At 62.2% G+C, this 12,616-nt stretch carries 12 protein-coding genes; 7 read left to right on the forward strand and 5 right to left on the reverse strand.

Annotated elements, in window-relative coordinates; genetic code table 11:
- Window positions 1-26: 26 nt before the first annotated feature.
- Genes R4P64_RS23260 through R4P64_RS23280 form a run of 5 tightly spaced genes read right to left on the reverse strand, consistent with a single transcriptional unit; the run spans window position 27 to window position 4,961 of the window.
- Window positions 27-1,361, reverse strand: a complete 1,335-nt coding sequence (locus R4P64_RS23260; RefSeq protein ID WP_411742699.1) for an MFS transporter — start codon at window positions 1,359-1,361, stop codon at window positions 27-29.
- A gap of 44 nt (window positions 1,362-1,405) precedes the next feature.
- A complete protein-coding gene (locus R4P64_RS23265; protein ID WP_095887094.1) occupies window positions 1,406-2,863 on the reverse strand; it encodes an FAD-dependent oxidoreductase in 1,458 nt (485 codons plus the stop codon).
- Window positions 2,860-3,642 (reverse strand): SDR family NAD(P)-dependent oxidoreductase, encoded by a 783-nt coding sequence (locus R4P64_RS23270; protein ID WP_033236670.1) that lies wholly within the window; start codon window positions 3,640-3,642, stop codon window positions 2,860-2,862. The genes R4P64_RS23265 and R4P64_RS23270 overlap by 4 nt, the downstream gene beginning before the upstream one ends.
- Window positions 3,635-4,471: an SDR family oxidoreductase gene (locus R4P64_RS23275; RefSeq protein ID WP_317822860.1), complete on the reverse strand. Its 837-nt coding sequence runs from the start codon at window positions 4,469-4,471 to the stop codon at window positions 3,635-3,637. Before R4P64_RS23275 ends, R4P64_RS23270 begins: the two co-directional genes overlap by 8 nt.
- Before the next feature lie 49 nt (window positions 4,472-4,520).
- On the reverse strand, window positions 4,521-4,961 hold the full coding sequence (locus R4P64_RS23280; RefSeq protein WP_045064870.1) for a nuclear transport factor 2 family protein: 441 nt from the start codon (window positions 4,959-4,961) through the stop codon (window positions 4,521-4,523).
- A gap of 142 nt (window positions 4,962-5,103) precedes the next feature.
- On the opposite strand from R4P64_RS23280, the gene R4P64_RS23285 reads away from it, so the two are divergent.
- The 7 genes from R4P64_RS23285 (at window position 5,104) to R4P64_RS23315 (ending at window position 12,571) form a co-directional block, all read left to right on the forward strand.
- Window positions 5,104-5,826 (forward strand): IclR family transcriptional regulator, encoded by a 723-nt coding sequence (locus R4P64_RS23285; protein ID WP_033236668.1) that lies wholly within the window; start codon window positions 5,104-5,106, stop codon window positions 5,824-5,826.
- Window positions 5,827-5,926: 100 nt separating this feature from the next.
- Window positions 5,927-6,892 carry a pirin family protein gene (locus tag R4P64_RS23290; RefSeq protein ID WP_033236667.1) on the forward strand — a complete coding sequence of 322 codons (966 nt, stop codon included), beginning with the start codon at window positions 5,927-5,929 and terminating at the stop codon, window positions 6,890-6,892.
- Between the two features lies 1 nt (window position 6,893).
- Window positions 6,894-7,655, forward strand: a complete 762-nt coding sequence (locus tag R4P64_RS23295) for a pirin family protein (protein WP_317822861.1) — start codon at window positions 6,894-6,896, stop codon at window positions 7,653-7,655.
- Window positions 7,656-7,683: 28 nt separating this feature from the next.
- A complete protein-coding gene (locus R4P64_RS23300; protein ID WP_033236665.1) occupies window positions 7,684-8,448 on the forward strand; it encodes a pirin family protein in 765 nt (254 codons plus the stop codon).
- Window positions 8,449-8,493: 45 nt separating this feature from the next.
- The gene (locus R4P64_RS23305; protein ID WP_233366214.1) at window positions 8,494-9,414 is read left to right on the forward strand and encodes a PaaI family thioesterase; all 921 of its coding nucleotides are present in this window, start codon (window positions 8,494-8,496) and stop codon (window positions 9,412-9,414) included.
- Between the two features lie 68 nt (window positions 9,415-9,482).
- A complete protein-coding gene (locus R4P64_RS23310; RefSeq protein ID WP_317822862.1) occupies window positions 9,483-10,472 on the forward strand; it encodes a protocatechuate dioxygenase in 990 nt (329 codons plus the stop codon).
- Between the two features lie 140 nt (window positions 10,473-10,612).
- Window positions 10,613-12,571, forward strand: a complete 1,959-nt coding sequence (locus R4P64_RS23315; RefSeq protein WP_045064883.1) for a M13 family metallopeptidase — start codon at window positions 10,613-10,615, stop codon at window positions 12,569-12,571.
- The last annotated feature ends 45 nt before the right edge of the window (window positions 12,572-12,616 follow it).

Consider the following 12,616-nt stretch of genomic DNA (forward strand, 5'->3'; position numbering starts at 1 on the left):
CGGTTAACAAAGGCGCACAGCAGGGCTCAGTCGATCTGCAGCGCGACGCCCTTGGTTTCCTTCACGAAGAACACCGTGACAAATGTGATCAGGGCGCAGAACACGAAGTAGCCGGCCGGCGCCAGATTGTTGTCGGTCACGCTGATCAGGTACGTCGCGATGAACGGTGCGGTACCACCGAGAAGCATGTTGGTGACGTTGTTACCCAGGGCGAGGCCGCTGTATCGCACTGACGCCTTGAGCATCTCGACGTACGTCACGTACGACGCACCGTTGACTACGGAGACGCAGATGAACAGAACCGACTGACCGGCCACTGCAGCCCACGTGCCCGAACTCGCCATCAGCATGAACATCGGGACGCCCAGGACCACCGACGCGGCACTACCGGCAAACAGCACCGGACGACGTCCGTACTTGTCGGCCATGTAACCCGCGATGGGGAGTGTGATCACGCCGAGCACCAGGGCGAGCGACGTGGACAGGAATGCAACCTGCTTGGAGTGTCCGCCGGCAGTCTGGAGGTACGTCGCGGCGTACACCGAAGCGATGTAGTAGCCGCCGGTGATGAGCGCTCCGAGAAGGATGATCTTGACGACGCTGCCACCTGAACTGCGCAGCAGTTCCTTGATCGGGAGGGACTCGGTCTCACCCTTTTCCTGGAGCTCCTCGAACTGCGGGGTGTCTTCCATCTGGCTACGGATCCAGATACCGATACCACCGATCAGCAGGCTGAGCAGGAACGGCAGACGCCATGCCCATTCGAGGACCTGTTCTTCGGAGAACACCGACGTGAGGCCGAGTGCGATCAGCGAAGCCGCGAGAGAGCCCAGGTAGGTTCCGGTGTTGACCATCGACGTCTGGGTCGCACGCCACCGCGCCGGAGCGGACTCGGAGACAAATGCGTTGGCACCGCCGAGCTCACCGCCGGCTGCGAAGCCTTGAAGGCAACGAGCCAACACCAGGATCGATGTCGCCCACATGCCCAACGTGGCATAGGTCGGTAGCAGACCCATACCGGCGGTGGCGATAACCATCAGCAAGATGGTCCACGACAGCGCGTTCTTACGGCCGTACCGGTCGCCGATATGACCGAAGAAGATTCCGCCGGGAACACGGAGGAAGAAGGCCACGGCAAACGCCGCGAAAGTACCGAGCAGCGCTGCATTCGGATCGGAGGACACGAAGAACAGCGCGGCGATGGTGGTTGCCATGTATCCGTAGATACCGAAGTCGTAGTACTCGACGACGGTACCGACGATGGCCGCGCGAATCACCTTGACGGTGGACTGGCGTTCGGCTGGAGTGCCACTGTCTTCGACGCCGCCGTCGGCGCGCGCCATGGTCTCATTCTCTGACATGTTGGTCCCTACTGACTGAAGTCGTGCAGCGCAAACGATAGACGTCAGGCGTGCGCAATGGAATTGACCGGTACGCCCGCGGCGTCGGTCTTCGTGAAACTCGCCGCATTGCGTCCCGCAATACGACCCATGGTCAGAGCGTTTGCAACCGCGTTGCCACCGCCCACGTAGCGCAGTCCCAGAATGCCGGCACCGGCCTCGCCGGCGGCGTAAAGTCCCTCGATCGGAACACCGGTTTTTCCGAGAACTGCTGCACTGCTGTTGATTTCCAGACCGGCGTGTGTACACACCAGTTCCGCGGGAAGGATCTTTGCCGCATAGAACGGTGCGGTGCCGATCCGGTCCGGATTGCCGACCGCACCTTTGTTTCGCAACGTGCGGTGACGCAGGAAGTCGTCGTCGTATCCGTTGGGCAATTGCTCGTTCCAACGATCTACCGTTGCCGTCAATGTCTGCGCCGGAACGCCGATCAGTTCGGCGAGTTCCTCGACCGTGTCGGCTCGAAGTGTGCGACCGGCAGCAGCTTCTTCGGCGACGCGCTCGGGGTTCCAGTCTGCATAACCGGGAGTCTGATTCACTCGGGCGTCCTCGTCGAAGATCATCCAGCCGTAGCCGCCCTGCTGGTCGATGATGCCCGTCGAGACCGCGTACGACGCGTCCTCGTCCATAAAACGCCGACCGTTCTGATTGACGTTGACGCGGGACTTCGGCGGAAACCCTGACTGCCAGTGATGGAACCGCTGGAAGTAGACGGTCGGCATGATGAGGCCCCAGCCGTCACCGGCAACCGACGCGCCGAGATCCTGAGCGAACCGCAGGTGGTCGCCGCGGCTGCCGTCGGCAGCAACGACGAACAACGATTCTTCAGCTTTGTTGGCGTCGGGGAAATAGCGATCGACCAGAGCCGGATCCTGAGCGAAACCACCGGAAGCAACGACGACGGCACCTGCAGGAACCTCGATGTCGTCGGCAACTACGCCGACAACCCGACCGTCTTCCTCGATCAGCTTCTGCACCCGCGTGCCGAAGATAACTTCGATGCCGTGCTTGCGCCGAGCCTTGTCCAGTACCTGAATCAGACCGTATCCCTGGTCTTTCGGAACGTGGCCACGCCAGACATCTTCGACTCCGGCCTGTGCCAGCCCCGGCTGATGGGCGTTACCCGAGATCGCGGCCGGGATCTCGACGCCGAGGCCGATGAGCCACTCGAGCGTCGGGGCGGCGTTCTCGCAGAACGCACGAATCAATCCGGGTGCAAGCACCCACTGGTTGAGATCCATGTAGTGCTGGAAGAACTTCTCCGCGGTGTCGTCGATACCCAGGCCTGACTGCACGCTGGTGCCAGCGGCCGTGAAGATGCCGGCGGAAAGTGCTGTGGAGCCGCCAAGTTCGGTCTCGGATTCGAACAGCAGCACGGAAGCGCCCTCTTCGGCTGCCGATACCGCAGCTGCGAGTCCCGCTCCGCCGCCGCCGATGACAACAACATCCCAGTGATCACTCACGAAAGTTCTCCAGTCTCCGCAATGATGCGGTGGTACAAGCCGTTCGAGACCAGTCCGCCGTCCACAGTGATTTCGGTTCCACTCGTGTAGGTCGACTTGTCGGACAGCAGGAACAGAACGGCCTCGGTGATCTCGTCCAGAGTTGCCATGCGCCCGAAGGGAACCGACTTCAGTGACGCGGCAACAAAATCGCTTGCTCCACCGAGCAGGTCCGTACCGACCAGACCCGGGTGCACCGAGTTGACACGAATTCCCCACTGCGCAAAGTTGCCTGCCGCTGATTTCGACAGCCCGGTCAGGCCCCATTTGCTCGAGGAGTAGGCCGGTGAGAAGTATCCGACCTGACCGGCGATGGACGAGATGTTGACGATGGATCCGCCTCCGCTCTCCTGCATCAACGGAGCCACCGCCTTCATGCCGTAAAACGGCCCGAAGAGGTTGATCTTCATGGTCAGTTCCCAGATGTCATCAGGGGTGTCCATGAATTCGAGCCGCCGAGAGATACCGGCATTATTGATCAGCCCGCCCAGTTCACCGTGCGCAGAGCGGATTTCGTCGACAACTCGCGCCCACGCGGAGGGGTCGGTGACATCGAGCGAATGCGCGGACGCCGAACCTCCGCCTGAGATGATCTCCTCGACCAGAGCGGAGGAATCCGCCACATCCGCGATGCACACGTGGGAACCACGAGCCGCCAGCGTGCGCGAGTGGTGTGCTCCCATACCCCCGGCACCACCCGTAACCAGAACGACACCAGGATAATTCGTGCGATCAGACATGTCGCGAACCGCCGTCGACGGCAATGCTGTGACCGGTGACGTAACGCGCGCTGTCCGAGAGCAGGAACAGCACCGGGCCGAAGACCTCTTCCGGGGAACCCAACCGGTGCAGCGGAACAGCGTCGAGAGCCTTGGCCAGTGCGGCCGGATCTTCCTGGACCCATTTGGTCATGGCGGTGTCGATGTACCCGGGCGCTATGGAGTTGACACGAAGTCCCTTGTCGCCGAATTCGACTGCGAGAGATTCGGTGAGGTGCGCGACGGCTGCCTTCGACGTGCAATACGCACCACGGCCCTTACGGACGCGCAGAGCGGACACCGAGGACATGTTCACGATGGCACCACCGGGCTTCATGTGGCGAGCGGCGGCCTGAGCGCCGTACAGGACGCCTTCGACGTTGACGCTCAACGTCGCACCGATCTGCTCGGGTGTGATCTCCTCGGCCAGCGCAAACGGGAAGATACCGGCGTTGTTGATCCAGAAGTCGACCTGTCCGAACTCCGCGAGTGCCAGCTTGGCCAGCGTCTCGTGATCGTCGGGCTTGGTGACGTCGACGCGGGCACCGATCACACGGCCGGGCTTGTCCGCCAAGGAGTTTGCGCTCAGTGCAGCATTGATTGTCAGGGCAGTTTCCAGCATCTGCTCTTCGTTGATGTCTGCACCGACTACGTTGACTCCGCGTGACGCCAGACCTTCCGCGAACGTCGCACCCATTCCCTGGGCAGCGCCGGTCACTACGGCAACCTTGCCTGCCAACTCCGGGTACACCGCCGACATTTGCGTGGCAACGGTGCGGCCCGGGTTCGTCTGATCGGCGTTAAAGGTCATGATATTTGGTCTCCTACTGAATTCTGTTGTGCACAAACGTGAAAGACGGTTAGGGATTGCGTGGCGCGTCGTCGCGGGACACGATGCGGCGGGCGATCTTCCACTCGTCACCGACTCGAATCACTCGATCCGTGATCGTTGTCATCCGAACCAATCGCGTGTCCCCACCGCGCTTGGTCGCGACGATCTGCAGATAGCCGCGCACCGTCAACTCGGCTTCGACTGCCGTTTCCACCAACAAGTTGGTGATCACGTGCCGATGAACCTCGTCCGCCGCTTCGGCTCCGGAGTAGAACCGGCCGGCAAAAGCTTCGAGATCCGAAGAACCGACTACCGGTTCCGGATAGCTGGGCGAATGGAACTCACCGTCAGTCGTAAATGTTGCCGCCCAATCCCGTTGACGCCCGGAGTCGATGAGATGACTCTGCAATGCATACAACTGGTGGATTGCGGCAACGTCGCCGGCCGCCACTCCGCGGTAGTCAGTCATGAGGATGTTCTCTCCGGAAAACACTGCGCTGGACTCCCCTGAAGGGTTGCCCACCTGTCGAATGTGTGCGATAATCGCACAGGCCGTGCGATATGAACAAAGCGTAGGTGGCCCACCTCACAAACGTCAAGGAGCGAACTCGATGCGCGAACTCAGTGATGACCATCGACCCCGAATAAGTCCAGTTCAAGTGGACTCCGGCATGTCGAAAACTCTCCATCACGGACTCGAGATTCTGGAGCTCCTCACCTCCTATCCGCACGGGTTGTCGGTCACAGACATCGCCGACGGCATCGGAGTTCACCGCACGGTCGCGCACCGACTCATCCGGACTCTCGAGGCACATCACTTGTGCCGCAAGGACACTTTCAAACGCGTCACACTCGGCGCAGGACTGGTCACCCTCGCCGAACCGGTGGAGCAGGATTTACGAACCCTCGCCCGCCCGATCCTCGAAGAACTTGCCGACGCCACCGAAGCCACGGCCCACCTCGTGGTCCGCGAGAGCGAGACCGAAGTTCGCGCACTGATGGTCGTCGAGCCACGCAGCGCCCGAATGCACGTCGCCTTCCGTCCCGGCCAGGTCGATCCGATCGACCGCGGCTCCGCCGGCCTGTCCATGCTGGCCTCACTCCCACCCGTCGACGGTGAACGAGACGAAGTGCGCATTGCCCGTGCGCGCGGTTACGCGTCGACGATCGGCGAGATCACCCCTTCCGTCCACGGCATTTCGGCGGCAGTTCCCGGACGCCGCGGCGACGCCATCACCAGTATCGGAATCTCCGCTTTCCACGCCGAGGACCAAGACGCACTCGGCGCGGAGGTTATCGCCGCCGCACAAAAACTGGGAAGCTTGTTGCGCTGATCGCCACAATGTCGAGCCTCGGGAATATCGCAGGCTCGACATTGTTGAGTCAGCATGAGATAGTTGAACAATCAACTACCTGAGTGCAAGGAGTTACGACATGCCTGCTGTGACAGTCGAGAACATTTTGGCCCTGCCCCGGCTCGACGAGCCTGCAGCGTCCGCAGTCAGCCGTCCCGTCAAGAGCATCACCACCGCTCCCGTCGGCTACGAAGGCGAAGGCTTCCCCGTACACCGCGCATTCGCGGGCATCGATCTCTCCGCACTCGACCCGTTCATCCACATGGACCAGATGGGTGAGGTCAACTACGCCCCCGGAGAACCCAAGGGCACGCCCTGGCACCCGCACCGCGGCTTCGAAACCGTCACCTACATGATCGACGGCATCATGGAGCACCAGGACTCCAACGGCGGCGGCGGCATTATCGGCGGCGGTGACACCCAGTGGATGACCGCAGGTGGCGGCATCCTCCACATCGAGACTCCCCCGGAGCACCTCGTTGTCAGCGGCGGCCTCTTCCACGGCGTCCAACTGTGGGTGAACCTCCCCCGAGACAACAAGATGGCAGCGCCGCGGTACCAGGACATCACCGGAAACAAGGTCGCTCTGCTCTCGTCGCACGACGGCGGCGCATTGGTACGCGTCATCGCAGGCGAGATCGCCGGCCACGCCGGACCGGGATCGACGTACACGCCCATCGCGTTGTCCCACACGACCATCGCACCTGGCGCCAGCGTCACCTTGCCGTGGAACCCCGAGTTCAACGCCATCGCCTATGTTCTTGCCGGTGAGGGAACCGTCGGCGCAGAGCGTCGGCCGATCCGCGCAGGCCAGACCGCCGTGTACGGACGCGGCGACTCCATCACCATCGCCGCATCCGATCGCCAGGATTCACGGACCGAATCCCTCGAGGTCTTCATCCTCGGCGGCAAGCCGATCCGCGAGCCCATCGCCATGGCCGGACCGTTTGTCATGAACACGAAGTCCGAGGTCATGCAGGCGTTCGAGGACTTCCAGGCCGGACGCCTCGGTTCCATCCCGGCAGCCCACGAAACTCTGAGCTGACATGACATCGGTAGTAGTTCAGCGTGCGCATGAACGTGCGCACCTGAACTACGGCTGGCTCACGTCGCGTCACAGCTTCCCCTTCGCCGGAAACTTCGACCACGCCGCTTACGCGCACGGACTACTTCTGGTCAACAACGACGACATCGTCGAAGCCGGCTCCGGTTTCGACACCCATCAACACCTCGACACCGAAATCGTGACGTGGGTGCTCAGCGGTTCCCTGGTCCACCAGGATTCAGCTGGGCACACCGGCGAAATTCATCGCGGCCTCGCGCAACGAATGAGCGCCGGAACCGGGATACTGCATTCCGAGCGCAACGACACCCGGCGCGCCGACGGTACCCGCCACACAGAACCGGTCCACGTCGTCCAAATGTGGATTCCGCCAGACGAATCCGGGATCACTCCGAGCTATCAGGAACTCGACGTCAATACCGAACTCGACGCCGGTGGCCTGATCACCTTGGCGTCGGGAATGCCCGCGCATCGCGATCACAGCGCGATCACGCTTCACAACAAGTTTGCGGCGCTGCACGTTGCACGCCTCGACATCGGCCAGACGATAACCCTGCCGGACGCCCCGTATGTTCACGCCTACATCCCGCAGGGCTCCGTCACAGTCGAGGGCGTCGACACTCTCTCGACCGGAGATTCGTTGCGACTCAAAGAAACCGGCGGACATCGAGTCACCGCCGTGGCACCCGCAGAAGTTCTGATCTGGGAGATGCACGCCGGACTGCGGCCCCATCTCGTACGCTGAAGGCATTCGGCCCCAAAGGAGGAACGCCATGTCGGCGCTCACAACCCCGCACATCGACGTCCACCGCAGCGGTGATCGCCTGAAATCCCGCATCTCCTGGCTTGATTCGAAGCATTCCTTCTCGTTCGGGCAGCACTACGACCCCGACAACACCCACCACGGCCTGCTCCTCGTCAACAACGACGACACCGTGCTCGCGGGTACCGGATTCGACACCCATCCGCACAAGGACATGGAAATCGTTACCTGGGTGTTGCGCGGTTCGCTCGTTCACCAAGACTCCATCGGGCACTCCGGTGTCATCTATCCCGGACTCGCGCAACGGATGAGCGCAGGCACCGGGATCATGCACAGCGAGAAGAACGACTCGTGGCGTCTGGGCGGCCAACAGCACTCCGATCCGGTGCACTTCATCCAGATGTGGGTTGCGCCCGACGAGGGTGGACTGACTCCCGGATACGAACAACTCGAAATCGACGACGAACTCCTACGCGGCGGACTCATACCCGTCGCCTCCGGAATGGATCGCTACAAAGATCATTCGGCCATCCGCATCAACAACAAGTACGCGGCACTGCATGTGGCGCGGATTCTCCCCGGCACAAGTGTGACCCTGCCGAACGCCCCGTTCCTCCACGTTTTCGTGGCCGAAGGAACCGCAGACATGGAGGGCACCGGCACCCTCTACGAAGGTGATGCCGTCCGCATGAGCGACTCCGGCGGACAACTCGTCACCTCCGAAACCGGTGCCGAAGTGCTGGTCTGGGAAATGCACGCACGTATCGGTGGCTGAGACCCGGCGACCGGTCCCATCTCCGGTACGGGCGATACTCGATACATGAGCATCGACAACTCCGCGCCCACCGTCAAACTTGATCCCCTCAACACCTTGATGGATGTACGCGCAGTAGCGATCACTCCTGGCGATCTCAGCTTCGCGCAGACAATCGGGGACCGCTTCCACGACCACCGCGGACGCACAGTGCTCGGATCGCTCGGCGTCATGATCGACGGCGCCATGGGTGGGGCTGTGTACTCGGGGCTCACTTCGGGTCACCAGTCGGTGCTCGCACAGGTCACGGTCAGTGCGGCCGCCGATATCCCGTCGACGGGAACAGTCGGAGCCACCGGTGCACTCGTGCACCTCGACGACGGAGTCGGACTGGCGTCCGGACAACTACGCAGTGACGACAGCACACTTCTGGCAGTGATGGCCGGGCGCGCCATGATTGTCTCGCGGCCACCCGTCGTTGCACCCGACGACTACATCGCCGGCCCTGCCCTCGATGTGCCGGTTCCCGAAGAAATCAGTGACCTGAGTGGACTGAGCGGTTCCGACGTCGTCGAAGGAATCCTGGCCGGAACTATCAAGCGTGGACCGCTCGCCGGACTCCTCGACCTCACGCTGACCGAGGTGACGCCAGGCGCTGTCGTCGGCGAACTCGCGCCGGTCGAATGGATGGCCAACCCACTCGGCGCAGTACAGGGCGGTGTACTCATCTCCGCCACCGACGCCATCACCGGGCTCGCCGCGCAAACCCTGACTACCGCCGAACAGGATTACCGCGTCCTCGACCACAAGATCGACTTCCTGCGCTCACCGGCCATCGGTGGTCCCGTCATGCGCGCCGAAGCCAGCGTGATCCGCGCCGGACGTAGGCTCGCACTCATCGAATCGCGCATCGTGGACAACACCGGTCAGGTCTACATCCGCGCCACCTCGAGCGTCCAGATGATCTCCCAGCAAGTTCACAGCTGATAACCAGCCCCGCGCCAGACCGCTCGTCCACCATTGATTCAACAGCCCAGATCAATGGAGGTAGACGCGTGAACAAAGACATCGAAGCCAGTCGGCAACGAGTGAGTCGCAGGCGAGCACTGGCACTCGGCGGCACCATCAGCCTCGGCGGACTCATCGCCGCATGTTCCGGCAACAGCGGCAGCTCGACCACGACGTCCACCGCTGCGGCCTCCACGACCACCGCCGGCACCGGCGCCGCTGCTGCCTCGGCTACCTCCGGCGACGCTGTCACCGCGCTGCTCGCCAAGGCACCACAGTGCGTCATGAGCGAGGAAGAAACTCAGGGCCCGTACTGGTTCGACGTCGACTCCATCCGCAGTGACATCCGCGAAGATCGACCAGGCACAACCCTCCAGGTCGCACTGCGGGTGCAGGACAACAGCATTTGCAACGCCGACGGCACCATCGGCGCCGTCAGCAACGCCGTCGTCGAAATCTGGCACTGCGACGCAGGCGGCGTGTACTCCGGCTTCGAGTCCGGCTCACTGAGCGCAAACGGTGGCGGCGGCGGTGGAACTCCTCCGTCCGGTGGCATGGGCGAACCCCCGGCAGGCGGAATGGGTCAGCCGCCGTCGGGCGCACCCGGCGGCGGTATGGGCGGAGGCATGGGTTCGATGGGCGGATCGGGCGAAACTTCCGACGGCTCGTACAGCGTCGGTGACAGCGAAGCCACCACCACCGACGACGGCACCTACCTGCGCGGCGCCCAGACCACGGACGCAAACGGCATCGCGCAGTTCACCACCATTTTCCCGGGCTGGTACATGGGCCGCACCACGCACATCCACGTCAAGGTTCACATCGACAAGAAGACTGTCCTCACCACGCAGACCTTCTTCGAGGAGACCCTTCTCGACGAGGTGTATTCCGTCAGCCCGTACAGCGAGCACACGGGCCGTGAGAACAACACCAACAATTCCAACGACAGCATCTTCTCCGACACCGGCATGATGACCGTCGAAAAGCAGTCGGACGGGTCATACCTCGCCGTCATCAATCTGGGTATCGACGCCTGACCCCGATCACCGGAAGCGGGCGGTTCAGTTGGCATCAACTGACGCTCACACCCGAACTTGTGGTGACGCAGATCGCTCGGGCACTGAACGGCTCACGATAACGACTGAGCGGATTGTGGTGATCGTGTAAGGATGGAGAAATGACCACGGCTCATCGCTCAGGCATCGACCTCACCCACCTAGACAGCGAGACCCGCGCGCAGGACGACCTGTTCGTCCATGTCAACGGGAAATGGCTCGCCGAATACGAGATTCCCGCAGACCGCGCAGTCGACGGCGCTTTCCGCACGCTGTACGACAAGGCCGAGGAAGATGTGCAGACCATCATCACCGAGGCTTCCGCGTCGTCACCGGAGTCCGGTACCGATGCCCAACGCATCGGCGATCTGTACTCGAGTTTCATGGATGCCGACGCTATCGAAGCTGCCGGTCTCACCCCGATCGACGACGAACTCGACGCAATTGCGGACGCGGCCGATCGTTCTTCGCTGGCTACCGTGATCGGACGCCATCAGCGCACGGGTGTCGGCGGCGCCATCGCGCACTACGTCGACACCGATGCCAAGAACTCCGAGCGCTACCTCATTCACTTCAGTCAGTCGGGTATCAGCCTTCCCGACGAGTCGTACTACCGCGAAGACAACTACGCCGAAATTCGCGACAAGTTCGTCGCCCACGTCGAGAAGATGTTCAACCTCGCCGGACTCGGCTACGAGGCGCAGCGGGTATTCGACCTCGAGAAGAAGATCGCGGCCGGGCACTGGGACGTCGTGAAGCGTCGTGACGCCGAGTTGAGCTACAACCTCGTCGAATTCGAGGAGCTCACCGAGCAGAACCCCGGATTGGATTGGGCTGCTTGGCTGTCCGGCTTGGGAACGACGTCCGAGAAGTTCTCGGAAATCGTGGTTCGCCAGCCCGGATTCCTGCACACCTTCACCGCACTGTGGGCGTCGGAAGAACTCGACGACTGGAAGGCATGGGCTGCCTGGAAAGTCATCCATGCGCGCGCTCCGTACCTGCATTCCTCGTTGGTGGACGAGAACTTCGCGTTCTACGGCACCGCACTCTCGGGCACCGAGGAGAACCGTGAGCGCTGGAAGCGTGGCGTCGGCCTGGTCCAAGACCTGCTCGGCGAGGCCGTCGGCAAGCTGTACGTGGAGCGCCATTTCCCGGCCGAAGCCAAAGTACGCATGCTGGAGCTGGTCGGCAATCTGCAGGAAGCCTACCGCCGCAACATCTCCGAACTCGAGTGGATGAGCCCGGATACTCGCAAGGCCGCACTGGCCAAGCTGGACAAGTTCACTCCCAAGATCGGCTACCCCGACAAGTGGCGTGACTACTCGGGTCTCGAGATCTCGGCCACCGACGTCGTCGGCAACTACCGCCGCGGATACGCCGCGGAATACGACCGCGACCTCGCAAAGCTGGGCGGCCCCGTCGACCGCGACGAGTGGTTCATGACCCCTCAGACGGTTAACGCGTACTACAACCCGGGTATGAACGAAATCGTTTTCCCCGCAGCTATTTTGCAGCCGCCGTTCTTCGACGCCGCCGCTGACGACGCCGCCAACTACGGCGGAATCGGTGCTGTTATCGGTCACGAGATCGGGCACGGTTTCGACGATCAGGGCGCCAAGTACGACGGCGACGGCAACATGGTCGACTGGTGGACCGACGACGATCGCACCGAATTCGGCAAGCGCACAAAAGCTTTGATCGAGCAGTACAACGAATTCGAACCCAAGGAACTGCCGGGTCATCATGTCAACGGCGAGTTCACGATCGGCGAGAACATCGGCGATCTGGGTGGGCTGTCCATCGCGATCGCGGCGTACAAGATCGCGACCGAAGGCACCGAACCGCCCGTTATCGACGGTCTCACCGGTTTGCAGCGCGTATTCTTCGGCTGGGCTCAGGTGTGGCGGACCAAGGCGCGCGAGGCCGAGGCACTGCGTCGACTCGCCGTCGACCCGCATTCACCGCCGGAGTTCCGCTGCAACGGCGTCGTCCGCAACCTCGATGTCTTTCACGAGGAGTTCGACGTCAAGCCCGGTGATGCACTGTATTTGGAGCCCGAAAAGCGCGTAAAGATCTGGTGACCCGATCCTGAAGGATTTCGCTCGCCGAGCGAGCGAAATCCTTCA

The sequence above is a fragment of the Rhodococcus sp. IEGM 1366 genome, from assembly GCF_033142425.1.
In the GTDB taxonomy this organism is placed as follows: Bacteria; Actinomycetota; Actinomycetes; order Mycobacteriales; family Mycobacteriaceae; genus Rhodococcus_F; species Rhodococcus_F globerula.